24 protein-coding genes are annotated in these 24,444 nt (G+C 53.1%); 13 read left to right on the top strand and 11 right to left on the bottom strand.

The features are described 5' to 3' along the window. Positions 1-44 precede the first annotated feature (44 nt). The 7 genes from GC128_RS04985 to fbpC all read left to right on the top strand — a co-directional run bounded on the left by GC128_RS04985 (position 45) and on the right by fbpC (position 8,942). The gene (locus GC128_RS04985; protein WP_193216220.1) at positions 45-902 is read left to right on the top strand and encodes a LysR substrate-binding domain-containing protein; all 858 of its coding nucleotides are present in this window, start codon (positions 45-47) and stop codon (positions 900-902) included. A 202-nt stretch (positions 903-1,104) separates the two neighbouring features. Beyond that, on the top strand, positions 1,105-1,734 hold the full coding sequence (locus GC128_RS04980) for a response regulator transcription factor (RefSeq protein WP_151993360.1): 630 nt from the start codon (positions 1,105-1,107) through the stop codon (positions 1,732-1,734). Then, entirely contained in the window at positions 1,735-3,276 is a 1,542-nt protein-coding gene (locus GC128_RS04975; RefSeq protein ID WP_151993359.1) for an MASE1 domain-containing sensor histidine kinase, read from the top strand. An 87-nt stretch (positions 3,277-3,363) separates the two neighbouring features. Beyond that, positions 3,364-4,692 (top strand): MFS transporter family glucose-6-phosphate receptor UhpC, encoded by a 1,329-nt coding sequence (gene uhpC / locus GC128_RS04970; RefSeq protein ID WP_151993358.1) that lies wholly within the window; start codon positions 3,364-3,366, stop codon positions 4,690-4,692. A gap of 9 nt (positions 4,693-4,701) precedes the next feature. Beyond that, positions 4,702-5,733: an ABC transporter substrate-binding protein gene (locus GC128_RS04965; protein ID WP_034495116.1), complete on the top strand. Its 1,032-nt coding sequence runs from the start codon at positions 4,702-4,704 to the stop codon at positions 5,731-5,733. A gap of 66 nt (positions 5,734-5,799) precedes the next feature. Continuing rightward, on the top strand, positions 5,800-7,878 hold the full coding sequence (locus GC128_RS04960) for an ABC transporter permease (RefSeq protein WP_151993357.1): 2,079 nt from the start codon (positions 5,800-5,802) through the stop codon (positions 7,876-7,878). 14 nt (positions 7,879-7,892) lie between these two features. Continuing rightward, positions 7,893-8,942 carry a ferric ABC transporter ATP-binding protein gene (gene fbpC, locus GC128_RS04955; RefSeq protein WP_151993356.1) on the top strand — a complete coding sequence of 350 codons (1,050 nt, stop codon included), beginning with the start codon at positions 7,893-7,895 and terminating at the stop codon, positions 8,940-8,942. A gap of 83 nt (positions 8,943-9,025) precedes the next feature. On the opposite strand, the gene mazF is transcribed toward fbpC, so the two are convergent. The 3 genes from mazF to hglS all read right to left on the bottom strand — a co-directional run bounded on the left by mazF (position 9,026) and on the right by hglS (position 11,109). Beyond that, a complete protein-coding gene (gene mazF, locus GC128_RS04950) occupies positions 9,026-9,358 on the bottom strand; it encodes an endoribonuclease MazF (RefSeq protein ID WP_151993355.1) in 333 nt (110 codons plus the stop codon). Further along, entirely contained in the window at positions 9,358-9,603 is a 246-nt protein-coding gene (locus tag GC128_RS04945) for an AbrB/MazE/SpoVT family DNA-binding domain-containing protein (RefSeq protein WP_064518659.1), read from the bottom strand. The genes mazF and GC128_RS04945 overlap by 1 nt, the downstream gene beginning before the upstream one ends. A gap of 162 nt (positions 9,604-9,765) precedes the next feature. Continuing rightward, on the bottom strand, positions 9,766-11,109 hold the full coding sequence (gene hglS / locus GC128_RS04940) for a 2-oxoadipate dioxygenase/decarboxylase HglS (protein WP_151993354.1): 1,344 nt from the start codon (positions 11,107-11,109) through the stop codon (positions 9,766-9,768). Between the two features lie 253 nt (positions 11,110-11,362). On the opposite strand from hglS, the gene pcaH reads away from it, so the two are divergent. The 3 genes from pcaH (at position 11,363) to pcaQ (ending at position 13,813) form a co-directional block, all read left to right on the top strand. Next, positions 11,363-12,100: a protocatechuate 3,4-dioxygenase subunit beta gene (gene pcaH, locus GC128_RS04935; RefSeq protein WP_151993353.1), complete on the top strand. Its 738-nt coding sequence runs from the start codon at positions 11,363-11,365 to the stop codon at positions 12,098-12,100. Next, complete coding sequence (gene pcaG, locus GC128_RS04930; protein ID WP_151993352.1) at positions 12,100-12,720, top strand: protocatechuate 3,4-dioxygenase subunit alpha; 621 nt, start codon at positions 12,100-12,102, stop codon at positions 12,718-12,720. Before pcaH ends, pcaG begins: the two co-directional genes overlap by 1 nt. Before the next feature lie 169 nt (positions 12,721-12,889). Continuing rightward, positions 12,890-13,813 (top strand): pca operon transcription factor PcaQ, encoded by a 924-nt coding sequence (pcaQ, locus tag GC128_RS04925; RefSeq protein WP_151993351.1) that lies wholly within the window; start codon positions 12,890-12,892, stop codon positions 13,811-13,813. Between the two features lie 88 nt (positions 13,814-13,901). Here the strand turns inward: pcaQ and pcaC are convergent, their stop codons facing one another. From pcaC to GC128_RS04895, 6 genes are read right to left on the bottom strand one after another with little or no spacing between them, the layout of a single operon-like run. Further along, positions 13,902-14,288 (bottom strand): 4-carboxymuconolactone decarboxylase, encoded by a 387-nt coding sequence (gene pcaC / locus GC128_RS04920; protein WP_151993350.1) that lies wholly within the window; start codon positions 14,286-14,288, stop codon positions 13,902-13,904. 1 nt (position 14,289) lies between these two features. After that, positions 14,290-15,048, bottom strand: a complete 759-nt coding sequence (gene pcaD, locus GC128_RS04915; protein ID WP_151993349.1) for a 3-oxoadipate enol-lactonase — start codon at positions 15,046-15,048, stop codon at positions 14,290-14,292. Beyond that, the gene (locus tag GC128_RS04910; RefSeq protein WP_151993348.1) at positions 15,045-16,400 is read right to left on the bottom strand and encodes a 3-carboxy-cis,cis-muconate cycloisomerase; all 1,356 of its coding nucleotides are present in this window, start codon (positions 16,398-16,400) and stop codon (positions 15,045-15,047) included. Before GC128_RS04910 ends, pcaD begins: the two co-directional genes overlap by 4 nt. A 9-nt stretch (positions 16,401-16,409) precedes the next feature. Then, positions 16,410-17,612: a 3-oxoadipyl-CoA thiolase gene (pcaF, locus tag GC128_RS04905; protein WP_151993347.1), complete on the bottom strand. Its 1,203-nt coding sequence runs from the start codon at positions 17,610-17,612 to the stop codon at positions 16,410-16,412. 9 nt (positions 17,613-17,621) lie between these two features. Beyond that, positions 17,622-18,278, bottom strand: a complete 657-nt coding sequence (locus GC128_RS04900; protein WP_151993346.1) for a 3-oxoacid CoA-transferase subunit B — start codon at positions 18,276-18,278, stop codon at positions 17,622-17,624. A gap of 11 nt (positions 18,279-18,289) precedes the next feature. After that, positions 18,290-18,973: a 3-oxoacid CoA-transferase subunit A gene (locus GC128_RS04895; protein ID WP_151993345.1), complete on the bottom strand. Its 684-nt coding sequence runs from the start codon at positions 18,971-18,973 to the stop codon at positions 18,290-18,292. A 170-nt stretch (positions 18,974-19,143) separates the two neighbouring features. Between GC128_RS04895 and GC128_RS04890 the strand changes: the two genes are divergently transcribed. Continuing rightward, entirely contained in the window at positions 19,144-19,956 is an 813-nt protein-coding gene (locus GC128_RS04890) for an IclR family transcriptional regulator domain-containing protein (RefSeq protein ID WP_151993344.1), read from the top strand. 11 nt (positions 19,957-19,967) lie between these two features. On the opposite strand, the gene smrA is transcribed toward GC128_RS04890, so the two are convergent. Together smrA and GC128_RS04880 are read right to left on the bottom strand one after the other, a co-directional pair. Beyond that, positions 19,968-20,531, bottom strand: coding sequence for a DNA endonuclease SmrA (smrA, locus tag GC128_RS04885; protein WP_151993343.1), 564 nt, complete (start codon positions 20,529-20,531; stop codon positions 19,968-19,970). Positions 20,532-20,588: 57 nt separating this feature from the next. Continuing rightward, complete coding sequence (locus GC128_RS04880) at positions 20,589-21,485, bottom strand: LysR family transcriptional regulator (protein WP_151993342.1); 897 nt, start codon at positions 21,483-21,485, stop codon at positions 20,589-20,591. Between the two features lie 175 nt (positions 21,486-21,660). Here GC128_RS04880 and GC128_RS04875 point away from each other — a divergent pair, with 175 nt between their 5' ends. Both GC128_RS04875 and GC128_RS04870 read left to right on the top strand, forming a co-directional pair. Next, a complete protein-coding gene (locus GC128_RS04875) occupies positions 21,661-22,971 on the top strand; it encodes a M20 family metallo-hydrolase (protein WP_151993341.1) in 1,311 nt (436 codons plus the stop codon). Further along, the gene (locus GC128_RS04870) at positions 22,971-24,416 is read left to right on the top strand and encodes a M20 family metallopeptidase (RefSeq protein ID WP_151993340.1); all 1,446 of its coding nucleotides are present in this window, start codon (positions 22,971-22,973) and stop codon (positions 24,414-24,416) included. The genes GC128_RS04875 and GC128_RS04870 overlap by 1 nt, the downstream gene beginning before the upstream one ends. The last annotated feature ends 28 nt before the right edge of the window (positions 24,417-24,444 follow it).

Here is a 24,444-nt window from a genome sequence, read left to right as displayed (position 1 = left end):
TAATAGCCATGCAAAAAACTCATAGCTCAGCGGAGAGCAATCGAATGCGGCGCAACTTCCCTCTTAATACTGTTGATGCTTTCCTGGTGACAGCCAAACATCTGAATCTGACTCGCGCGGCAAAAGAACTCTGTCTGACACAAGGTGCCGTCAGCCGCAAAATCTCCACGCTTGAGGAATGGCTCGGCTATGCCCTCTTCGATCGTCATGCTCGCGGGCTGCATCTCACACCACAAGGCTCTGCGCTGTTGCCGGAATTGCAGCAATCTTTTGAGCACTTGCTGAATGTCGCCAGTAATGCCTGCCACAAATCCAGTGTTATCCGCCTGAAAGCCCCGACCTGCGCCATGCGCTGGCTGGTGCCCAAACTGGTGCAGCTCGAAAGCGTGTCACCGGATATCCAGGTCGCACTCACCACCACCGTTGAACACGGCGTGAATTTCAAAAATGAACCTTTTGATGCAGCGATTATTTTTGGTAAGCCTTCCACAACGGGTGCATTGCTGTTTGAAGAACGCCTTACGCCCGTGATCAGCCAGCATTTATTGCCTGAAAACGCTTTAACACCTGAAGATTTAAGTCGTTATACATTTCTTCATCCGACGCGCGATCGCACCGACTGGTCACTGTGGTTTGGGCAAAACGTCCCTAACCCTCCCGCTATGAATAAAAATCAACACTTCGATACTATGGATCTGGCGATCAGTGCCGCGATTCAGGGTTTTGGCATTGCCATTGCCGATGCCACGTTAGTGGCGGAAGATTTGCACCGTGGGCGGTTAGTGCAGCCTTTCACGGGGATTGTGAAGACCGGAGCGTGTTATTGCCTGGCGTTGCGGCCGGGGGAGGAAAGCCACGCGGGGCTTGAGGCGTTCAGGCAAGGGTTGCTGGCAGTAAGCTAAATCTACCAGTCCTGCTTTTTTCCGTTCACCGTTCGCAGATTTATGAAGGATCGAATAACCTTCAGGTGAACGGAACACCACCGTTCTCGGCATAGACATGCCCCCCTTTTCTGTTACCCCCGTAACATAATCCCAACATCCCCATTGCGCAGAATTGATTCACCCGCATGATGTCGCCAGACTCCCCTTATTGAGCAGAACGATGATTGCCGTTGCTTTAGTTGATGACCACGTTGTAGTGCGCTCGGGTTTTGCACAGTTGCTGAGCCTCGAAACCGATATCGAAATCGTCGGGCAATACAGTTCTGCCGCCGAAGCGTTCCCTGCATTAATAAAAAATCAGCCCGATGTCGCGGTATTAGACGTCGCCATGCCGGACGAAAATGGGCTGAGTTTGCTTAAGCGTCTGCGCCAGCAGCGCCCCGGTTTTCGCGCCATTATTCTGAGCATTTACGACACCACAGCGTTTGTGCAAAGTGCGCTGGATGCCGGTGCCAGCGGCTATCTCACTAAACGCTGCGGCCCGGAGGAGTTAGTACAGGCGGTTCGTTCCGTTGGTATGGGCGGTCATTATTTATGTGCGGATGCATTACGAGCGTTACGCCACGCAGGGCAACCGGCCAAAGTGCTGGAGGTTCTCACTCCACGCGAGCACGAAGTTTTCGACTTGCTGATCAAAGGCGAAAGCGTGAAGCACATTGCCGAACAGCTCAACCTTAGCCACAAAACAGTGCATGTGCATCGAGCAAACATCCTCGGCAAACTGCAATGTGAAAGCACCATCGAACTGGTACATTTTGCCCTTGAACACCAACTGTTAACCGGGCACTAAATGTCTCGTGCGTGGCGTCATCTGCTGTTATCGCTGTTTATCGTCTTTGCCTGGGGGCTGACCTGGCTTGCCCTGTGGACGATAAGTTTTTACCTCACCGATAACGGCCAGCAGGCCACCTTACTGCTTCCGCAGGGCGTCCATCTCGCATTATTGATTTTGCTACATCGCCGCTATTGGCCAGCCCTTTTTATTCCGGTGATCGGGCTACTTATTTGGCTTTGGCTGCAACAGTTAATGACAGAACCCGTCATGTTGCTTTCCCCACTACTTAGCGCCATTCCTGCGCTATTAGTTCAACACTACTGGCACCGTTTTACGCTTTACTGGCAGCGGCTTTCGCTGCTGATGGCAGCAATTACTGGCGATGCGCTACTACACACCCTGGTGCTGACGCCATTTCTGGCGAGTTCCGCTTCACAAACACTGCTGGCGGCGTTTACCGGCGGTGTGGTGCTGACGCCGTTCGTCTATTTGATTTATGAATATCTGCGCCAACAGCATCTGGAAAGCCTGCTGGCACAAGAAACACCCAATCCCCCGCTACGCACTTCGTTGCTTATCTGGTGCAGCCTGTTTTTCATCATCGGTGTAGGCGCACAAATGGTGGTGTCGCCGGAAATCGAGCGTTTGTTGCTGATTGTGGTTTTCCTGCCAAACGTAGTCATGGCCTACAAATTTGGCTGGCAAGGCGGTGTACTCGCGGCACTGTTGGGCAGCATGATGATTACCATCGCCCGCCAGATAGGTAGCGGCTTTAATGGACTGATGGAGATGGAACTTTTTCTCTCAACCCAGGCGTTGTTGGGCATTGGTCTTGGGATTGCCATCAGTCGCCAGCAGCATCTGGCAAATAATCTTCATCGTTACCGCCAACGGCTGGAAGTTGAGTTACAGGCACGCCGCGAACTGATGGAACAACTGGTGCACACCGAAGAAGACACGCGCAAAGATCTGGCGCGTGAGCTGCACGACGAAATTGGTCAGAATATTACTGCGATTCAAATCCAGTCGATGCTGGTTAAGCGTACTGCCAGCGGTGATGCAACGGTACTCGCCGCCGAGCAAATCAACCAGCTTGCCCAACGTATTCACCACTCGACCCGCCACTTATTGCGCCAGCTCCGCCCACCCGTGCTGGACGAAATTTCCCTCGATAAAGCGCTGCACCATCTGATTCAGGAGTTCGCCTTTGACGAACGCGGTATCACCTGCCGTTTCCATTACGATTTACCCGGCCAACCCGCCAGCGACCCTGTGGTGTTTACGCTCTATCGCCTGGTGCAGGAGTTGCTCAATAACATTTGCAAACACGCTGACGCACACAAGGTTGAGATCGCGTTAACTCGGCAACCCCACGGCGTGCGCCTTGAAGTCAAAGACGATGGTATCGGCTTTAGCGGCAGCACTCACACTGGCCATGGATTACAAGGGATTGCCGAACGAATCCGCGCTTTAGGCGGAGATTTGCAACTCGAAAGCCAGTCTGGCACACGCGTAATTGTTAACCTGCCCACACTTTTCCAACAAACTCAGGGATAACCAGGAATTATTCCTGGTTGGCTAAAACCTTGTCTCATCCCCTTTGCATCCGCGTTTTCTATAGTCATTTCAACCGGGAGGAATCAGATGATTTCCGAGCAAACAATCGGCCGTGATTATCGTTACTGGCGTCCACGTTTGCTGCTGTCGATGGTCGTGGGATACGCCGCATTCTACCTGACACGCAAAAGCGTCAGTTTTGTCCTTCCGGCGATGCAGCTCGATCTGGATTTAAGCAAAAGTGATATCGGCCTGCTGGGCACGCTTTTTTACCTCTCCTACGGCTTGTCGAAATTTGTCGCAGGATTATGGCACGACCGCCGGGGCGCACGCTGGTTTATGGGAGCCGGCCTGCTGGCCACGGGGATACTAAATATCCTATTTGCGTTTGGCAGCAATTTACCGATGTTGCTGGTTATCTGGACGTTAAACGGTTTCTTCCAGGGCTGGGGATGGCCGCCGTGCGCAAGATTGCTAACGCACTGGTATTCGCGCAACGAGCGCGGTTTTTGGTGGGGGTGTTGGAACACGTCCATCAACCTCGGAGGTGCGGCGGTGCCGCTGATTTCCGCGCTGATGGCGCTGTGGTACGGCTGGCAGGCATCGTTATTCGTCTCAGGAACTATCGGCATCATCATTGGTATTTGGCTGTGCCGCAGTCTAAGCGGCACACCGCAAGAGATGGGGTTACCGTCTGTTGGCGTATGGCGACATGACCCGTTGGAAATGCGCCAGGAACAGCTCAGTCCTCCAATGACGCAGTGGCAGATGTTTCGCAGCACGGTGCTGCAAAACCCGATGGTCTGGCTTCTCGGTGTGAGTTATGTGCTGGTGTACCTGATTCGTATCGCATTGAACGACTGGGGCAATATCTGGCTTTCCGAGAGCCACGGCGTGAATTTACTCAGCGCCAACGCCACGGTGATGTTGTTTGAAATGGGCGGGTTATTGGGCGCACTGTTTGCCGGATGGGGTTCAGATTTACTGTTTCGCGGCCAGCGTGGGCCGATGATTTTACTCTTTGCGTTGGGGCTGTTTGTTTCGGTCGCCGCACTTTGGTTATCGCCAGTGCACCACTACGCATTATTAGCAGTCTGCTTTTTTGCCATCGGCTTTTTTGTTTTTGGCCCGCAGATGCTGATTGGCCTCGCAGCCGTGGAGTGCAGCCATAAACAGGCGGCAGGCAGCGTTACCGGGTTTCTGGGTTTGTTCGCCTATTTGGGTGCGGCACTGGCGGGATGGCCGCTGTCGCAGGTGATTGAGCGTTATGGCTGGTCCGGGATGTTCGCGCTGCTCACCGTTGCCGCCGCACTGATTGGATTTTTGCTGATGCCCCTGTTAATGGCGGGCATCAGCGCGCAGGACAGGAGTGTTGGTGCCATGGACCCGGCAGTTACCTTACCTCAGGACACTTAGGATAATAATATGAAACTGACCGTGCTCTCTTCTCTGGTTGCTGCTGGTGTTGCGTTGGCTACCCTGTCAGGTGCCGCGCAAGCCAAAGGCCGTCTGGTGGTGTATTGCAGCGCTACCAACGAAATGTGTGAAACCGAAACCAAAGCGTTCGGTGAAAAATACGATGTGAAAACCTCGTTTATCCGCAACGGCTCGGGCAGCACGCTTGCGAAAGTGGATGCCGAGAAGAAAAACCCACAGGCTGATGTTTGGTATGGCGGTACGCTAGACCCGCAATCACAGGCAGGGGAAATGGATTTGTTGGAGCCGTACAAATCAGCAAATCTCGCGCAAATCATGCCAAAATTCCAGGACCCTGCTAAACGCAAAGGCAACTATTCCTCGGCGGTGTATATCGGCATTCTCGGTTTTGGCGTTAACACCCAGCGCCTGAAAGAGAAGAACCTCCCGGTGCCGAAATGCTGGAAAGATTTGACCAACCCAATTTATAAAGGCGAAATCCAGGTTGCTGACCCGCAAAGCTCGGGCACCGCTTATACCGCGCTGGCAACGTTCGCCCAGCTGTGGGGCGAAGATCAGGCATTTGATTACCTGAAAAAACTCAACGGCAATATTTCCCAGTACACCAAATCTGGTATTGCTCCGGCGCGTAACGCCGCGCGTGGTGAAACCGCCATCGGCATTGGCTTCCTGCACGATTACTCCCTCGAAAAAGAGAACGGTGCTCCGCTGGAGCTGATTTCGCCATGCGAAGGCACTGGCTATGAAATCGGCGGCGTCAGCATCCTGAAAGGTGCACGCAATATGGACAACGCCAAACTGTTTGTTGATTGGGTGCTGTCAAAAGAAGCGCAGGAACTCTCCTGGAAAAAAGGCAAGTCTTATCAAATTCTGACCAACACCACCGCCGAAAGCTCACCGTTGTCACTCAAGCTTGATGACCTGAAGCTCATCAACTATGACATGGACAAATACGGTGCGACTGACATGCGCAAAGCATTGATCAACAAATGGGTTAGCGAAGTAAAAATGGGTAACTAACCCGTTAGCAGGTGACAGCGTCACGTCACCTGCTCCCCTCCTTTTCTTTTGGCCGATGAGGCACTTATGTCTGAAACTTTACTTTTGCGACCTACGCGAAAGCGGGACGCTATTCTCTGGTGGGTGGCGCTGTGCTGGCTGGCGTTTGCCCTGCTGCCTAGCTGGAGCCTCGATTACGGCCTGTTTGAATCGACCAGCGATGAACTGCTCGACGCTTATAGCTGGTCGGGCATCAATATCAGCCTGTTGTGGTACGTTTTGCCGTCGCTGTTACTGCTGCGCCCGTTCAACGAACTCGGGCCAGAAAAGCGCCAGCGTCACTATTTCGACGCAGGCTGGGCACTCTTTTGCATGGCCTTCGTGGTAGTCAGTGCAACCCTTACCGAGCGTGGAATGGGTTACGCTACTATTGTGCTGTTTATCGCCCTCGGCATGGTGATTACTCTCGCCCTGACCCGCCTCGAATGGCTCGGTGGCGACAGCTTTGTGATTGGTTCGCTGGTCACAATTATCGCACTGATTGGTGTGTTTATTGTCTGGCCGAGCATCGCGATTTTTATTCCGATGTTTACCAATGATGCCGGGGAGTTTGCACCGCTGGCGTTTATGGCGGTTCTCAGCCAGGCGCATATCATCCAGGTAATTATCAACTCAATCGCGCTATCGATTGCGGTGGGAATTGGCTGTACCTTCTTTGGCCTGGTGCTGGCGATTTACACCACGCGCATCGCCAAACGTAGCGCTATTATTGGCCGCATTTTCTCGATTCTGCCGATTGTCACGCCGCCGTTTGTGGTTGGCCTTGGCGTCACCCTGATGATGGGCCGTTCGGGGTATATCACCGAGTTGATGGTCGACTGGTTCGGACTGACCAACACCAACTGGCTGTACGGTTTTACCGGTATCTGGCTGGCGCAAGTTTTAGCATTTACGCCGATGGCATTTATGATCCTCGATGGCGCGATTAAAACCATTCACCCGTCGCTGGAAGAAGCCTCTTATACTCTACGTGCTACGCGCTGGAAGACCTTTAAAGGGGTGTTTTTACCGCTGCTGAAACCAGCGCTGGCTAACGCCTTCTTGATTGTGATTGTGCAATCGCTGGCGGACTTCAGTAACCCGCTGGTACTTGGCGGTAACTTCGACGTGCTCGCCACACAAATCTATTTCTACATCACCGGTTCGCAGCTTGATTACCAGGCCGCCAGCACACTCGGCGCATTCTTGCTGGTCTTCTCACTGCTTGTGTTCTGCATTCAGTATATGTGGATTGGAAAACGCTCCTACGTCACCGTTTCCGGTAAATCGAACCGAGGCGACGTACAGCCGCTACCAGTGACGCTGGTGTGGGCTGTTGTTGCGTTATTAGCGGTGTGGATTGCCTTTAACGCCCTGCTTTACGGCAGCATTTTCTACGGTAGTTTCACCGTCAACTGGGGCGTGGATTACACGCTGACGTTCGATAACTTCATCAAGCTCTTCGGCCAGGGAATGAGCGATGGCGCGTGGCCTTCACTGCTCGACACACTGCTGTACGCCGGAATTGCCGCACCGATCACCGCCTTCTTCGGCTTACTGATTGCCTGGGTTGTGGTGCGCCAGCAGTTCCGTGGCAAAAAGACCATCGAGTTCACCACCATGCTGTGCTTTGCAGTACCTGGCACCGTAGCGGGCGTGTCCTACATCCTGGCGTTTAACAGTGCGCCGGTTTACCTGACGGGCACCGCCGCGATTGTGATTATGTCGATGGTGATGCGTAACGTGCCGGTGGGTATTCGTGCCGGTATTGCCGGGCTTGGGCAAATCGACAAATCGCTCGACGAGGCCTCGCTTAGCCTGCGTGCCGGTTCGATGCGCACCATTATCAACATCCTGCTGCCATTGCTACGCCCGGCGATTCTATCCGCGCTGATTTACAGCTTTGTGCGTGCCATTACGACCGTCAGCGCGATTGTCTTCCTCGTCACACCGGATACCCGTGTGGCAACCGCCTACATTCTTAACCGCGTGGAAGATGGCGAATACGGGGTGGCGATAGCCTACGGCTCGATACTTATCGTCGTAATGCTGACCATCATTTTCATTTTTGACTGGCTGATTGGTGAAGCGCGCATTTCGCGTTCAAAAGCCAAAACCAACGCGTGATTATGGAGTAACACATGACACAACCTCATTTTGTAGAACTGCGCAATGTCACGAAGCGGTTTGGTAATAACACCGTCATTGCAGGCATTAATCTGGCAATCCCTAAAGGGGAAATGGTAACCCTGCTTGGGCCATCCGGCTGCGGGAAAACCACGGTTCTGCGCCTGGTTGCCGGGCTTGAAAAACCCACTGAAGGGCAGATTTTTATTGATGGCGAAGATGTGACACACCGTTCCATTCAACAGCGTGACATCTGCATGGTGTTCCAGTCCTACGCCCTGTTCCCACATATGTCGCTGGGCGATAACGTCGGTTACGGACTGAAAATGCTCGGCACCTCGCGTGGGGAAATTAAAACACGCGTGAAAGAAGCGCTGGCGATGGTCGATTTAGAGGGTTTCGAAGACCGTTTTGTTGACCAGATCTCCGGCGGCCAGCAGCAACGTGTGGCGCTGGCGCGTGCACTGATCCTGAAACCGAAAGTGCTGCTGTTTGATGAGCCGCTCAGTAACCTTGATGCCAACCTGCGCCGCAGCATGCGTGACAAAATCCGCGAGCTACAAAAGCAGTTCAACATCACGTCGCTGTACGTTACTCACGATCAGAGTGAAGCGTTTGCCGTGTCGGATACGGTACTGGTGATGAACAAAGGTGAAATCATGCAGATTGGCAGCCCGCAAACGCTGTATCGCCAGCCCGCCTCTCGCTTTATGGCGAGCTTTATGGGTGATGCAAACGTCTTCCCGGCGCGTTTTGGCAGCGATTTCGTTGAGATCCATGGCTATCGTTTACCACGCCCGCCGCAGTTGATCATCACGCAGGCGGAAGGCACGGTTGGCGTGCGTCCGGAAGCGATAACGCTGAGTGAACACGGCGACGAAAGCCAGCGTTGCGTGGTACGCCACGTGGCGTATATGGGGCCGCAATATGAAGTGACCGTGGAGTGGCATGGGCAGTCGCTGTTATTGCAGGTGAATGCAACACGCTTACAGCCTGACGTTGGTGACAATTATTATCTGGAGATCCATCCGTACGGCATGTTTATGCTGGCTGATGCGGCGTAAACATAAGGGCCGCACAATGCGGCCCTGCGACTGATGACAAGCTGTTCTGAAATGGCCACCGTGACGGGAGGCCATTTTCGATATCACCCGATCAACGCTTTTGCTTTCGCCCGGATATCAGCCAGTTCTGTGGCGTTAACTTTACTTTTCTTCTCGACTTTTCGCGCTCTCCAGTCCACGCAGGTGACTTGATCTGCTAGTGCGACGCCTTCCCGGCTCTCGGTTATTTCGACCTCAAAAGGATATCCCTTTGCTTTTGTGGTGCAAGGCACACACAGCAACAGCCCCGTTTTGTTGTTATAAGCAAACGGGCTAAGTACAACCGCCGGACGATGCCCCCCTTGTTCATGCCCTTCAACAGGGTCAAAATTAATCCAGATTAAATCGCCTGCATCTGGTACATAGCGAGAAACCATCAGAGCATTTCCTTGCCAACCGGTGCGCCAAACTCCGCTTTCTCATGCTGATTTTCCGGGGTAATTCCGGCTAACAACGCATCCAGCGAATAGGCTTTCGCTCTCACCGGAACAATAATGATACGACCATCTTCTACGGCAATATCCACCGTATCATCAACATTCAAACTAGCGGCCTGCATGATAGCGGCGGGAATGCGAACTGAAGGGCTATTACCCCATTTTTTGACGACAGATTGTGCCATGCGAGAATTCCTTTGTTGATACGTTTGTAGCAACAGTAATTCAGCCAACCTAATGTGTCAACAATGTATCTACACTGTTGATTGGCAGTCTAAATGGAAGATCTCTGACGGAGTGGTCGGCATTGCGCACAATACCGACCTTTCTCTAAAGTTTTGACGTCGCTACAGCAACCCGCAGCGCTTTTTACTGCGATCTGTAGCCTGTTGGTATAACTCAAACTCATTTGCAACCGGTGCACCGAGCGCTTGTTCAAACTCCTGGCGGCTGGAGTGACCGTGGCTGCGCGCCCCGCCTTCACTCCCCAGATTCGACTGGAAAATTCCCGCAGCACTAACCGGGAGGAAATCTTCATAAATAATCGGCTGCGCCACCAACCAACCCCGTTCAATCAGCGACTGCGGGTCATCACCTGGTTTGATCGCCTGGCGATGCATCTCGCCCACAGGGGTTAAACGGTAGCGGAAGTAAGCCAGATCCTGGCAGCGCATTAGTGTTTCACTATCGGGCAAGCGGCTGAATACTTCCTGCAAATGCTGCTGATGGCTGAAATTATCCTGCCCATTACCGGCTTCATTTAGCAACTCATCGTATAACGCACGCCCTTTTGGCGTTAACGCTACACCCCGCTGCTCAATTTCCCCGAAACGGGCAGTATGTGTGCCGTGATGCACACCGGCGAAAATAATAGGTTCTTCCAGCGCTTTAAAGCTGGTCTGGCGCAGCAAGATTGGGAATGTGCGGCGTGGTGGGCCTTCGATAATTGCTTTTGGCGCAATGCCATATTCAGGCATCAATGCCTGAACGCGGTCGATATCTAACGTGCGTGGAGTCAGATGATTAATATGGCAGCCACGGAAACAGACGACGTCGGCAATCAGGCGATGCTGCTGGTGGAATGCCTGGTAAGTTTGCGCATCGACCGTGGCATGACTGTGCCAACGGAAGGTTTCCAGCGCCTGACTCACAAACTCGTCGGCCTGCTCTTCGCTAAATACGCCCTGCTGGTCGTAAATATCCAGTAATGCCCGGCAACGAGAGGTGAAAATGTCACGTTCTGCGAGAATAGCAGCCGCAGTTTTACGCAGTTCAGCATCGTCAATCAGCTCAAGGCGTAGCAACGAGGTGAAAATACGAAACGGATTTCGCGCCAAAGCCGCATCATCAATTGGACGAAACGCAGTGGAATGCACCGGTACGCCCGCCTGCGAAAGGTCGTAATAGCCGACTGGATACATCCCCATTACCGCAAAAATACGCCGTAAGGTTGCCAGTTCTTCCGCTTTACCCACCCGTATTGCGCCGTGGCGCTCCACATTCAGGCGCGCCAGTTCATCGGCATTTTCTAATTGCTGTTGCAGATCGGGGTTATTTTCCAACACCGCCAGATTTACGTCAGCGACTAACTCTAACAAGGTTCCGTATTGAGGTACTTCTTGCTGGTACATCGCCGACATTGCGTGCGAAAATTTTTCCCGAATATCATCAGCCGTGATGTTGTTCGCCATAATGTCGTACTCCTGTGAATATTGCTCAAAGAGTAGAATGTCGCGCGGAGGTTTTGGGCTAAGAATTTTCGTTTTGTGATCGACTATACAGCCATAGATTATAAGTAATATTTATCGGGATTTTCATAGCTACAGGTTATGTAAATCAGCCTTTAAATTCACTTTAATTTAACAAACCATTAACTGAGACTGTCGGTGGCGATATTTAAAATTAGAATGCATCGCCTCCTGTATCCCACAACTGGAGCTGGCTATGTCACAGATTTGGCAACCTCGTGAGCTTGTACATCGCGACTACGATTCCCACCCTCCGGCTTTCGCGCCGGGGTATAAAACCAGCGTGTTACGCTCACCGCGCAATGCGCTGATCTCCTTGCAGAACTCGTTGTCTGAAATTACCGGGCCAATATTTGGCGCCAAAGATCTCGACCCGCATGATAACGACCTGATTATGAATTACGCCAAAGACGGTCTGCCAATTGGCGAACGCATTATTGTACATGGCTACGTTCGCGATGGATTCGGTCGCCCGATGAAAAACACCCTTGTGGAAGTGTGGCAAGCCAACGCAGGCGGGCGTTATCGCCACAAGAAAGACAAATATCTCGCGCCCATCGACCCGAATTTTGGCGGCTGCGGGCGCGTGCTAACGGACGAAAACGGCTATTACTTCTTCCGCACCATCAAACCCGGCCCGTATCCGTGGCGCAACCAGGCCAGCGACTGGCGTCCTTCGCACATTCACTTTTCGCTTTCCGGCGAGTCATTCGCCCAGCGGCTGATTACGCAGATGTATTTTGAAGGCGATCCGCTGATCAAACAGTGCCCGATTGTGAAAACCATTAATAACGACGACGCCATCCGCACACTGATTGCCGAACTCGATACTCACGCCGCGGTGCCGCTCGATTGCCTGGCGTATCGCTTTGATTTGGTGCTGCGCGGTCAACGCGCCACGCTGTTTGAAAATCGCACTCAAGGAGCCGTGTGATGAAAGATTACTTATCTGAAACTGCCTCGCAAACCGCTGGCCCGTATGTGCATATTGGCCTCGCGCCACAAGCCGCCGGGTTTAATATTTTCGAGAAGAACTTTAGTCATGTATTAACAAACTCCCACACTCAGGGCGAGCGCATTGCCGTTGAAGGCCGGGTGTTCGACGGCTCCGGCACGCCAGTGCGCGACGTATTACTGGAAGTGTGGCAAGCCAATGCCGCCGGGCGTTACAACCACCCTGCCGACCAGCAAACGGATAAAAAGCTGGATGACGACTTCCGTGGCTGGGGGCGCACCTGTTCAGATTTCGACAGCGGCGTGTGGCGTTTTGACACCATCAAACCCGGTGCGGTTGTCGGGCGCGACGGGCGGTTAATGGCTCCGCATCTCAACCTGTGGATTGTGGCGCGCGGGATTAACATTGGCCTGAATACGCGGATGTATTTTTCCGACGAGCAAGCGGCGAACGAAACTGACCCGGTGTTGAATCTTATTGAATGGGAAGTACGCCGCAATACCTTGATGGGTAAGCGCGAGCAGCGCGGCTCTGAGGTGGTTTATACCTTCGATATTTATCTTCAGGGTGAAAAGGAAACGGTGTTTTTTGACGTGTAAGCTCAGATGAAAAAGGGTGGATGACGCTTGCGGTTATCCACCTTACCGTTCATTACCCTCACCTGTTGTTATAAAATATCGAGCGATGTTAATGAAATTTTGCTAGCAAGTTATCAAAATCAAACAACTTATCTTGTCAGCGCTACAGGTCTGTTTTTAACATCAGGTTATGGAAAAAAACGGTTTGTTTAGTCAGCGCATTCGCTTGCGCCATCTTCATACTTTCGTGGCTGTCGCTCAACAGGGAACTCTGGGGCGCGCGGCTGAAACACTTAATCTTAGCCAGCCTGCATTATCGAAAACACTTAATGAATTAGAGCAGCTAACCGGCACGCGTTTATTTGAGCGTGGACGTCTTGGCGCACAAATGACGCTGATGGGTGAGCAGTTTCTGACACATGCGGTAAAGGTGCTTGATGCGCTCAACCACGCCGGGCAATCGTTTAATCAAAAAGATGGGCAAAGTACTACGGTTATCCGTGTTGGTGCGTTGCCAACAGCAGCTCTGGGCATATTACCAAAAGTTATCGGCCAGTTTCACAAGCAGCAAAGTGACGTTACGCTGCAAGTCGCCACCATGAATAACACCATGCTGCTGTCGGGTTTAAAATCGGGTGAGCTGGATTTAGGCATTGGCCGAATGTCAGATCCTGAATTGATGACCGGGCTGAACTATGAACTGTTATTTCTTGAATCGTTAAAACTGGTGGTTCGTCCTGGGCACCCGCTACTGCATGAAAACATCACACTTAGCCGCGTGATGGAGTGGCCGGTGGTGGTGTCGCCAAAAGGAACGATTCCACGCCAGAATGCTGAATCGCTGCTTTCCAGCCAGGGTTGTAAAATGCCTGCAGGCTGCGTCGAAACGCTTTCCGCATCTCTTTCTCGCCAGTTAACCGTGGATTATAACTACGTTTGGTTTGTGCCATCTGGCGCGGTGAAAGAAGATTTACGCCAGGGAACTTTGACCTCGTTGCCGGTGGCAACACAAGGTGCTGGTGAACCGATTGGTATTTTGACTCGCGTGGATAAACCGCTTTCAGCGGGCGCACAAATTCTGCTCTCTTCGATTCGGAAATCTATTCCGGGTTAAGTAACAAGGGTGGATGGCGCATGCGACTCATCCACTCTACAACACCGTTTTCGTAGGTCGGATAAGCGTTAGCGCCATCCGACATTAATTAACCAGCAGCATCCATCTCATCAAACACCTGTTGTGCAAGATGCATAGTAGCGTTGGCTGCGGGTAAACCACAGTACAGTGCTGAATGCATAATCAGTTCTTTGAGCTCATCACGCGTCACGCCGTTGTTAAACGCCGCTCGCAGGTGCATTTTCAACTCAGCCTCACGGTTAAGCGCAATTAACATCGCGATGGTTATCATGCTGCGTGTGTGGCGTTCAAGCCCCGGACGCGTCCAGATATCGCCCCAGGCATAACGAGTAATGAAGTCCTGAAACTCCTCATTTAGCGGCGTAAGCTGCGACAATGTACGATCGACGTGGCTATCACCCAGCACCGCACGGCGCACTTCCATGCCTCGTTGATAATGTTCTTCGTCCTTCATCTCAGTCGCCCTGTTGAATAAAGTTAAGCAACGCGATGTTGAAACCGTGCGCGTCTTCAATGCTGGAGAGGTGTGAAGCCTCGATAGTGACAAGATGCGAACCATGCACCTGCTGATGCATAAACTCACTGTCAGCCACGGTGCAAACCGGGTCGTTGGCTCCGGCGATAAACTGCATCGGTAATGTGATATTGCCAATTTCTGCTCGCAAATCCGCGGCTGCCAGTGCTTCACAACAGGCGGCATAACCTTCTGGATTGGTCTGGGCCAGGGTTGCGCATAACGCATCGACTTGCGCATGATGGTGGTGAACAAAATCATCAGTAAACCAGCGTGAAGGCGCACTTTTGGCAATCGCCGACATCCCTTCGTGGCGAACAGTTCGCGCGCGTTCCAGCCAGCCACTTTGCTCACCGATTTTCGCGGCACTGTTGGCGACGGTTATCGAAAGGAACCGCTCCGGCGCAAAACGCGCCAGCCAAAGACCAGTCAAACCACCCATTGAAATCCCGCAGAAATGCGCCTGCTTAACGCCCGCATCATCCATCACGCTGAGAACATCTTCTGCCAGTTGTGGCAGTGTAGTTTTCTCGTTTTTGGTAGTACGTCCGTGGCCATGCGTGTCGTAACGCAGCACGCGAAAGTTCTCAAGCAACGCCGTCATTTGCGGCTGCCACATTTCAAGCGTGGTGCCGAGCGAGTTCGACAACACTACGACCGGTGCACCGCTGCGCCCTTCCAGTTGATAATAAAGGCTCATTTTACCCTCCTGGTTTGTTGTGCCGCCCGCACCAGAACCTGGCTGATAAAGGTGTCGTTACTGCCAAGAGCTTGTTGCGGGTCGAGTAAATGTTCGATTTGTGTCGAGGAAAGATGGGTGCTGACATCAGGATGCTGTGCGAGCAATGTCGCGAGGGGCTGATTTTCGTCCAACGCGCGATGACAAAGTTGTTCCACAAGATGGTGTGCGGCCTGTTTTCCGATTGATTTCGCCAACGCCAGAGTCACAGATTCCGCCATAATCAGGCCGTGAGTGATATCCAGGTTAGTACGCATTTTCGCGGTGTTAATCTGCATTCCCCGCATCAAATCCAGCGAGGTTTGCATCACACCGCCTGTCAGCATAATCAGCTGTGGGAGCGTTTCCCATTCGGCTTGCCAGCCGCCAAGCGCCCTTTCATGTTGCTGATTCTGGCTGGCGTAGATCGTTGCCATCATTCCCGGAATGCGGGTGGTCGCCGTTAAAATTGCCGCACAGCTTACCGGGTTGCGTTTGTGCGGCATGGTCGAGGAACCGCCGCGCCCTTCGGCAATCGGCTCGCCCACTTCGGCAACTTCGGTTTGCATCAACAGCGCAAAGTCATTGGCGAATTTACCGAGCGTGCTCGCCATTCCGGCAAACCAGGCGGCGGCTTCCAGTAATCGGTCACGCTGGCTGTGCCACGGCGTGTCTGATTGATGAAGATCAAGCGCGTTTGCCAGCGCCTGCGCCACCGGAATGCCCTGCTCTTTAAGCGATGCCAGCGTGCCCGCCGCACCGCCAAATTGCAGAACTAAAACGCGCGGTTTGATTTCATTTAAGCGTTGCTGCCAGCGCAATAGCGCGTCGAGCGTTCCGGCCAGTTTCAGGCCGAAGGTGATCGGCAACGCGTGCTGCATCCAGGTGCGGCCCGCCATTACGCTGTGCTGATGCTGTTGAATTTGTTCGGTTAAAGCGCCGATCAGTGTTTCGAGAAGGTCTTCCGAGGCTGAGAATGCCTGGCGTAGTTGTAACACCAGGCCGGTATCAATCACGTCCTGGCTGGTTGCGCCCCAGTGAACGTAACGTGCGGCCTGTTCATCTTGTTGTTTTACGTTGGCAGTGAGCTGTTTCACCAGCGGGATCGCCAGGTTTCCAGCTGCTGCCGCCGCTTGCGCTAAGGCTTCACTATTAAGTTTTGTGGCCTGACACTGCCCGGAAATGACGTTAACCGCCGACTCCGGGATCTCGCCACATTGCGCACAAGCCCGCGCCAGTGCCGCTTCAAAATCCAGCATCCCTTGTAACGTGTTCTCATCGCTAAAAATTTCGCTTAACGGCGAGTTGCGTAACATCGGGGTAAACAGTGTCATGCCTGCTCCTTAAACACGTTCGATAATCAGTGCAATCCCCTGACCGACACCAATACACATGGTACATAGCGCGTAACGCCCGCCGCTACGCTTGAGTTGATACGCGGCGGTCATCGCCAGACGCCCACCCGATGCACCAAGAGGGTGCCCAAGCGCAATGGCCCCGCCATTCGGGTTTACATGTTCGGCATCATCAGGCAGACCCAGGTCGCGCATCACAGCCAGTGCCTGCGCGGCAAAGGCTTCATTTAATTCAATCACGTCCATTTGTGCCAACGTTAACCCGGTTTGCGCCAGCACTTTGCGCACTGCCGGAGCCGGGCCAAAACCCATAATCCGTGGCGCGACACCTGCGGTCGCCACACCAACGACTCGCGCCAGCGGCTGCAAACCATGAGTGTTGAGCGCCTGTTCGCTTGCGAGCAGCAAAGCACAAGCCCCATCATTAACACCTGATGCGTTTCCTGCGGTGACGGTGCCGTCGGCTCGTACCACACCTTTGAGTTTTGCCAGTGCTTCAATCGAGGTGGAACGAGGATGCTCATCCTGCTTAAACAGCAAGGCTTCACCTCTGCGTTGCGCGATAGAAACAGGAATTAACTCATCATCAAAAATACCCATTTCCTGAGCGCGAGCGGTGCGTAACTGGCTGCGTAAAGCAAAGGCGTCCTGATCCTCACGGTTAATATTAAAGTCGGTCGCGACGTTTTCTGCCGTTTCGGGCATCGCATCAACGCCGTATTGCGCCTTCATCAGCGGGTTGATAAACCGCCAGCCGATGGTGGTGTCTTCCATTTTCATGCTGCGACTAAATGCACTTTCGGCTTTACCCATCACAAACGGCGCGCGTGACATACTTTCCACTCCGCCGGCAATCATCAGCTGCGTTTCACCGCTTTTAATCGCCCTTGCCGCAACACCCAGCGCATCAAGGCTTGAACCACATAAACGGTTGATGGTGCTCCCCGGTACCGTCTCTGGTAGCCCCGCCAGCAACAAAGCCATACGCGCCACGTTGCGGTTATCTTCCCCCGCCTGGTTTGCACAGCCGTAAATCACATCATCAACCGCCGACCAGTCGAGATTTGGATGGCGCGCGATCAAGGCTTTCAGCGGTAATGCAGCTAAATCATCACTACGAACACTGGACAGTGTGCCACCAAAACGACCGAACGGAGTACGCACTCCATCACAGATAAATGCTTGATTCATCATAGTTCCTTACGCGCTTTCTGCCAGTTGTTCGAAACCTAATGTGACCGGGGTAATACGTTGTAATTCTTCAAAAGAGAGGCCATTGAAGATTTCGCGCACCACGGGCCCTTTGTCAGTGATATCAATCACTGCGAGGTCGGTATAAATACGGCTGACACAGCCGATTCCGGTGAGTGGGTAAGAGCAGCTATCCACCAGCTTGCACTCGCCGTCACGGGTGAGGTGATCCATCATCACAAAGACCTGGCGTGCGCCAATGGCTAAGTCCATCGCTCCACCTACTGCCGGGATAGAGTCCGGCGCACCGGTGCTCCAGTTTGCAAGGTCACCAGTGGCGGAAACCTGATACGCACCTAGTACGCAGATATCGAGGTGGCCGCCGCGCATCATGGCAAAAGAGTCGCCATGGTGGAAAAAACAGCCGCCGGTCAACAAAGTCACAAACTCTTTTCCGGCATTGATAAGCTCAGGGTCTTCTTCGCCCTCGGCCGGTTTTGGCCCCATGCCTAGCAAGCCGTTCTCGCTGTGCAAGAAGATCTCTTTATCCGCCGGAAGGTAGTTGGCAATGCGTGTTGGCAAACCAATGCCGAGATTGACGTAAGCGCCTTCGGGAATATCACGTGCGACACGTTGTGCCATTTCATCACGGGTTAGTTTTTTCACCTGTAGGCTCCTTATGCGCTTTGTGCCAGTGATTTTTCGGTAGCGACCAGACGTTGTACGAAAATGCCAGGCGTCACGATATTTTCAGGGTCAAGGTCACCTAGCTGCACCAGGCGGCTGACTTCAGCAATAGTCACGGTGGCGGCAGTTGCCATAATAGGCCCAAAGTTACGCGCCGCTTTGCGGTACACTAGGTTTCCCCAGCGGTCACCTTCATACGCTTTGATTAATGCAAAATCGGCTTTTAGCGGGTATTCCAGCACATATTGGCGACCATCGATTTCACGGGTCTCTTTACCATCGGCAAGCGGTGTGCCAAAACCGGTTGGCGTAAATACCGCCCCAAGCCCTGCTCCCGCCGCCTGGATGCGTGCCGCCAGATTGCCTTGTGGCACCAGTTCCAGTTCAACTTTGCCGCATCGATACAGGTCATCAAAAATTTGTGAATCCACCTGACGTGGGAATGAGCAGACCATTTTGCGCACTCGTCCTGCCTTCAAAAGTGCCGCCAACCCCACTTCCCCGTTCCCTGCGTTGTTATTGATTATGGTCAGGTCACAAGCGCCCTGATCAATCAGGGCATCAATAAGATGGGTGGGTTGTCCTGCGGTCCCGAAGCCACCAATCATGATGGTGGCTCCGTCGAAAATTCCGGCAACCGCTTCTTCAAGCGAAGCCACACTTTTGTTGATCATCACTCTGCTCCTTGGTGTGCGTCATTCGCACAAGTTTGCTTTGTTCGAACAAAATGTGACCCCGTTAACGAAGCTGGTCAAGGGCGATAATCGAAATATGGTGCGATTATCGAACATCATGTATCTTTGTTTTAAGAGTGTGATCAACGGCGAAATTTGAGGAGAACGGCATGGAAATTCAACGTGATGAACCGGTAGCAGGTGAAGTCGATCCCTTTAAGGGCGACCCGAATTTTATGGCATCCCTGGCTCGTGGCCTGGAAGTGATCCAGGCATTCACTCCACAGCGGCGACAAATGTCTATTTCGCAAATTAGCCAGAAGACCGGGATCCCTCGCGCTGCGGTGCGACGCTGTTTGTACACTCTGAGCAAGCTTGGTTTTGTCTACGCCGAAGACGGAAAATACTACCAATTACGCCCGCGAATTTTATCACTAGGCCACGCTTATCTGGCCTCGACACCACTTGCGAAATCCACGCAACCGGTGCTCAAACATCTGAGTGAAATGCTCAACGAGTCCTGTTCAATCGCCACGCTGGATGGCGACGATATTCTGTATATCGCCCGCGCTTCCAGCTCGCGCATCATGACCATTGATTTGGATATCGGCAGCCGCCTCCCCGCGTGGTCAACGTCCATGGGGCGCGTGTTGCTGAGTTATTTGCCGGAGGAACAGCTCAATGATTTCCTGGCGCGTATTACGATGATTCGCTACACGCCGCAGACGGTGGATTCGGTGAGTAAGCTTCGTGAGGAGTTAAAACGCGTGCGCCAGCAAGGCTACGCGCTAAACGATCAGGAACTGGAGATGGGATTGCGGTCAATTGCGGTGCCGTTGGTTAACCCGGAAGGCGCGGTGGTTGCGGCGTTAAACGTCGGGGTTCACGCCGGGCAAGTTTCCGCGCAGGAGTTGCGCAGCCGCGTGTTGCCTGAGCTAGTTAAAGCGGCTGAGGAATTGTCGTTGTTGTTGAAATCAGATTAGTTGAAAGCAGATCAACGGCTGCGTTTGGCGTGGCGTTCCCAGTTCTCGGCTTTCGCCTGTTCGGATTTTTTGAGCGCCACGTAACACGCCCCGCTGCCGCCGTGATGCGGCATGGCGCTGCAAAACGCCTGCACGTCTTCAAATTCCACCAGCCAGCGGGCAACGTAACTGCGCACGATATTGGCATGAGATTCGTCGTCGCGCCCTTTGCCATGAACGATCAGCAAATTACGCAAACCGTCTTTTTTGGCTTCCTGAATATAGGCAAAAAGCATCTGACGGCACTTTTCAACCGGCTGGCGAATCAGGTTCAGGCTTGCTTCTTGTTTGTATTTGCCATGTCGCAGTTTATCCAGCACACCGGTTTGTAGCCCTTCACGCTTAAATTCCAGCGGTGCGGCGAGCGGAATAATTTCCAGAAAACCGGTGGTGAGAAAGTTATCTAACTGGAGTGTGTCGGGCTTTTGCACCACTTTCTCTTTGACCGGTTTTAACCACTGGCTGCTGTTGCAATCTTTCAGCGGTTTCACGTCTTCCATCGCATCGAGAAACAGCGATTTTTCGTCAAGGTTCATGGGCAAAATCCTCCAGGCTTTATTCAGGAGTCACTATAGCCGCCGATGTGCCGTGGCTCAACGGCATTCGCGGCGAAATTGATTGATAAGCGCGGTGGTTAACGGAGCCTGGGTTACATCACGCCGCTGAATCAAATAGTAAGTGGCGTTCGGTAGCGTTTCGACGATTTTGATTTGTTTGAGTCGGTGCGCCAACAACGGATCGTGGCCGAGTTCTGCGGGCAAAATACTGAGGAAATCACTTTGTGCCACCAGGCTGATGCAGGCCGAAAAGGTTTCACAGAACACGCTAACATTGGGAATTTCTGAGCGCTTATGGAATAACTCTTCCAGTTGTTTGTAGTAACTGCCGCGTGGCGTTGGCAGCGTCCAGTTGTAGTGCAGGAGTTCTTTTATTGATGTGGCGTTAATTGCCGGATGATCTTCGCGGCCAAAGATGGCGAACGGTTTTTCAAACAGCCGTTCAAAGGTAAATTCCTGGTCGTATGGCCCCTGATAATAGGTGTTGATGGTGAAATCCAGCTCGCCCTGGCGCAGCGAGTTGATCATCGACACCAGTTGCCCTTCCATAATGCGCACTTTCACTTGCGGGTGTTTTTGATGAAAAGCGGTGATAACCGGCGGCATTAATGTGCGGGACACACTCGCCCCCAAACCGATATTGATTTGCCCGGCAAGTTGCCCCTGACGTTGCAAAATATCTTCCTGTGCGGCGCGTAACTCTTCGAGAATCAAACGGGCGTGGGAGTAAAAACTTTCACCGCATTCGGTTAACGCCACGCCCTGACTGCGCCGAATGAACAGACGCGCCGCCATCCCTTCTTCTAATTCTTTTATCGCTTTTGTGAGCGCGGGCTGCGAAATATTTAACGCCCGGCTGGCTCCGCGAATGCTGCCATTTTGCGTCACCGCCACGAACGCGCGGATTTGATGGAGCTTAACCTGGAAGGTCACATTGCCTCCTGATAACCATTAGCTATCAGCCGAAAGAATTTAGCATCTACTGTAATTCAAACTCTTGTGCCAGGGTAATCCCATGACGGCGAAAACTACCAAATATCGCTGAGCGATAAGTAAAAACTATCACAGCGTGAAGTTGATCACAGAAGATGCTTATACAGGATGGGTTATGTCGCAATTAGAACTGGCAGTACATGAACTGGCTCCGCGCATGCAGCACTGGCGGCGTGATTTTCACCATTTTGCCGAGTCCGGCTGGCTGGAGTTTCGCACCGCCACGCTGGTGGCTGAGACACTACATCAATTAGGTTATCAGCTGGCGTTAGGCCGTGATGTGGTTGACGACGCGGCGCGCATGGGGCTGCCAGCGGCAGAAGTGCTGGCGCGTGAAGAGCAACGTGCGCTGGCGCAAGGCGCATTACCGCAATGGCTACACCATTTTTCCGGTGGATTTACCGGAATTGTCGCCACCCTGGAAACGGGTCGCCCTGGCCCAACTCTCGCGTTTCGCGTGGATATGGACGCACTGGATTTAGGCGAGATGCTCAAGCCCGCGCACCGCCCGTTTGCCGAAGGTTTTGCTTCGTGTAATGCCGGAATGATGCACGCTTGCGGCCATGACGGACATACGGCGATTGGCCTCGGGTTAGCCTCGGTATTGCAACAGTTTTCCAGCCAGTTAAACGGCACCATCAAACTCATTTTCCAGCCCGCCGAAGAAGGCACACGCGGCGCTCGCGCCATGGTGGCAGCCGGTGCGCTCGATAATATTGATTACTTTACGGCGATTCACATCGGCACTGGCATCCCTTCCGGCACCGTGGTGTGCGGCAGCGATAACTTTATGGCAACCACCAAGTTTGATGTGGAATTTACCGGTGTCGCGGCACATGCGGGCGGTAAACCGGAAGAAGGCCGTAACGCCCTGCTCGCCGCCGCGCAAACCGCATTGGCTTTGCACAGCATCGCGCCGCACAGTGCGGGTGCATCACGCGTTAACGTCGGCGTTTTGCAGGCGGGCAGCGGACGAAACGTGGTGCCAGCACAGGCGTTATTGAAAGTAGAAACCCGCGGCGAAACCAGCGCAATCAATGACTATGTCTTTGACCGGGCACAGGAAATTATTCGCGGCACGGCAACGATGTATGGCATCGAAGCTGACGTGCAGTTAATGGGTGCGGCGACCAACAGCGTGCCATCGCCAGAATGGGTGGCGTTTATCCACCAGCAGGCGTTAGAAGTGAACGGTGTAAAAGAAGTGGTCGACACGGTAAAAGGCGCAGCCGGTTCCGAGGATGCGACGTTGATGATGGCGCGCGTGCAGGAACAAGGCGGCAAAGCATCTTATATGGTGTTTGGCACCGAATTGAGCGCCGGGCATCACAATGAGAAGTTTGATTTTGATGAAAAAGTGATGGAAGTTGCCGTCAGCACCATGGCACGCCTCGCACTTAATTTCCCGTGGCAGAGAGGTGTGTGATGAGTTCGATTTATCAGTTTGTCGATGATGCGATTGAAGCAAAGCGTGGCGAATTTACCGCGATTGCCGATGATATCTGGGATCATCCGGAAACTCGTTTTGAAGAGCACTGGTCTGCGGAACGCCTGGCCTGCGCGCTGGAAGCCGAAGGTTTTAGCGTCGAGCGCAATGCCGGGAATATCGAAACCGCGTTTGTGGCAAGTTTTGGTTCCGGTAAACCGGTTATCGCCCTGCTCGGCGAATACGATGCGCTTGCGGGATTAAGCCAGTGTTCGGGCGAAGCCTCGCCCAGTCCACTGGTTGAAGATGCGAACGGCCACGGCTGCGGCCACAATTTGCTGGGTACGGCGGCCTTTGCAGGCGCGGTGGCGGTGAAGAACTGGCTTGAACAATACGGCGCTGGCGGAACAGTACGATTTTACGGCTGCCCCGGCGAGGAAGGCGGTTCCGGCAAAACATTTATGGTGCGTGAAGGCTTGTTTGACGACGTGGACGCGGCCGTGACCTGGCACCCGGAAGCCTATGCCGGGATGTTCAGTACCAGTTCGCTGGCGAACATTCAGGTGGCGTATCGCTTCCACGGAATTGCGGCACATGCCGCAAATTCACCGCATCTCGGGCGTAGCGCGTTAGATGCCGTCACGCTGATGACCACCGGCACTAACTTCCTCAACGAGCACATCATCGAAAAAGCGCGCGTACATTACGCCATCACCAACACCGGCGGGATTTCGCCGAATGTGGTGCAAGCACAAGCCGAAGTGTTGTATTTGATTCGTGCCCCGGAAATGGCGCAGGCGCAGCATATTTATGAGCGCATCAATAAAATCGCCGAAGGTGCGGCGCTGATGACCGAAACCTCGGTGAAAGTGCGTTTTGATAAAGCCTGTTCCAATTATCTACCCAATCGCCAACTTGAAGGCGTGATGTACGAGGCTTTACAGGCACTTGGCTTGCCGCAATGGAGCGAAGAAGAACAGGCATTCGCCAAACGAATTCGCGCTACGTTGACCGAAAATGACCTGCAAAACAGCTTAAATAATATTGCTAATACCTCCAATGAAGAGGGAAAAGCCTTTGCCCGTCGCCATCGTGAAACGTTACTGATTAACGAAATTGCGCCATACGCCCCAAATGACAAAATTTTGCCGGGTTCTACGGATGTCGGTGATGTGAGTTGGAAGGTGCCCGTCGCACAATGCTTTAGCCCGTGCTTTACCGTCGGCACACCGCTGCACACCTGGCAATTAGTGAGTCAGGGACGCACGTCGATCGCTCATAAAGGGATGTTACATGCGGGCAAAGTGATGGCCGCGACGGCTCTGCAATTGTTTATCAACCCACAGACGCTGGAAGCCTGCCAAAGCGAGTTGCACGCACAACTCGCCGAGCGCCCTTATCAGTGTCCGATCCCAGATGACGTGACACCGTCACCTTTAAAATAATTATATAAAACACAATATCGCAACTTCA

It is taken from the genome of Buttiauxella massiliensis (assembly GCF_902500225.1).
Classification (GTDB): Bacteria; Pseudomonadota; Gammaproteobacteria; order Enterobacterales; family Enterobacteriaceae; genus Buttiauxella; species Buttiauxella massiliensis.
The sequence above is the reverse complement of the archived record's forward strand: the minus strand, read 5'-3'. Positions and strand labels throughout refer to the sequence as shown.

What these genes read in the sequence shown, in the direction of transcription:
- pcaQ (WP_151993351.1), top strand. Translation starts at nt 12,890, where the DNA reads ATGGAAAAAAACGGTTTGTTTAGTCAGCGCATTCGCTTGCGCCATCTT.
- GC128_RS04945 (WP_064518659.1), bottom strand. Translation starts at nt 9,603, where the DNA reads ATGGCACAATCTGTCGTCAAAAAATGGGGTAATAGCCCTTCAGTTCGC.
- GC128_RS04895 (WP_151993345.1), bottom strand. Translation starts at nt 18,973, where the DNA reads ATGATCAACAAAAGTGTGGCTTCGCTTGAAGAAGCGGTTGCCGGAATT.
- GC128_RS04965 (WP_034495116.1), top strand. Translation starts at nt 4,702, where the DNA reads ATGAAACTGACCGTGCTCTCTTCTCTGGTTGCTGCTGGTGTTGCGTTG.
- smrA (WP_151993343.1), bottom strand. Translation starts at nt 20,531, where the DNA reads ATGAACCTTGACGAAAAATCGCTGTTTCTCGATGCGATGGAAGACGTG.
- GC128_RS04910 (WP_151993348.1), bottom strand. Translation starts at nt 16,400, where the DNA reads ATGACACTGTTTACCCCGATGTTACGCAACTCGCCGTTAAGCGAAATT.
- GC128_RS04985 (WP_193216220.1), top strand. Translation starts at nt 45, where the DNA reads ATGCGGCGCAACTTCCCTCTTAATACTGTTGATGCTTTCCTGGTGACA.
- GC128_RS04975 (WP_151993359.1), top strand. Translation starts at nt 1,735, where the DNA reads ATGTCTCGTGCGTGGCGTCATCTGCTGTTATCGCTGTTTATCGTCTTT.
- fbpC (WP_151993356.1), top strand. Translation starts at nt 7,893, where the DNA reads ATGACACAACCTCATTTTGTAGAACTGCGCAATGTCACGAAGCGGTTT.
- GC128_RS04870 (WP_151993340.1), top strand. Translation starts at nt 22,971, where the DNA reads ATGAGTTCGATTTATCAGTTTGTCGATGATGCGATTGAAGCAAAGCGT.
- GC128_RS04960 (WP_151993357.1), top strand. Translation starts at nt 5,800, where the DNA reads ATGTCTGAAACTTTACTTTTGCGACCTACGCGAAAGCGGGACGCTATT.
- mazF (WP_151993355.1), bottom strand. Translation starts at nt 9,358, where the DNA reads ATGGTTTCTCGCTATGTACCAGATGCAGGCGATTTAATCTGGATTAAT.
- pcaG (WP_151993352.1), top strand. Translation starts at nt 12,100, where the DNA reads ATGAAAGATTACTTATCTGAAACTGCCTCGCAAACCGCTGGCCCGTAT.
- uhpC (WP_151993358.1), top strand. Translation starts at nt 3,364, where the DNA reads ATGATTTCCGAGCAAACAATCGGCCGTGATTATCGTTACTGGCGTCCA.
- pcaH (WP_151993353.1), top strand. Translation starts at nt 11,363, where the DNA reads ATGTCACAGATTTGGCAACCTCGTGAGCTTGTACATCGCGACTACGAT.
- GC128_RS04890 (WP_151993344.1), top strand. Translation starts at nt 19,144, where the DNA reads ATGGAAATTCAACGTGATGAACCGGTAGCAGGTGAAGTCGATCCCTTT.
- pcaD (WP_151993349.1), bottom strand. Translation starts at nt 15,048, where the DNA reads ATGAGCCTTTATTATCAACTGGAAGGGCGCAGCGGTGCACCGGTCGTA.
- GC128_RS04875 (WP_151993341.1), top strand. Translation starts at nt 21,661, where the DNA reads ATGTCGCAATTAGAACTGGCAGTACATGAACTGGCTCCGCGCATGCAG.
- hglS (WP_151993354.1), bottom strand. Translation starts at nt 11,109, where the DNA reads ATGGCGAACAACATCACGGCTGATGATATTCGGGAAAAATTTTCGCAC.
- pcaF (WP_151993347.1), bottom strand. Translation starts at nt 17,612, where the DNA reads ATGAATCAAGCATTTATCTGTGATGGAGTGCGTACTCCGTTCGGTCGT.
- pcaC (WP_151993350.1), bottom strand. Translation starts at nt 14,288, where the DNA reads ATGAAGGACGAAGAACATTATCAACGAGGCATGGAAGTGCGCCGTGCG.
- GC128_RS04980 (WP_151993360.1), top strand. Translation starts at nt 1,105, where the DNA reads ATGATTGCCGTTGCTTTAGTTGATGACCACGTTGTAGTGCGCTCGGGT.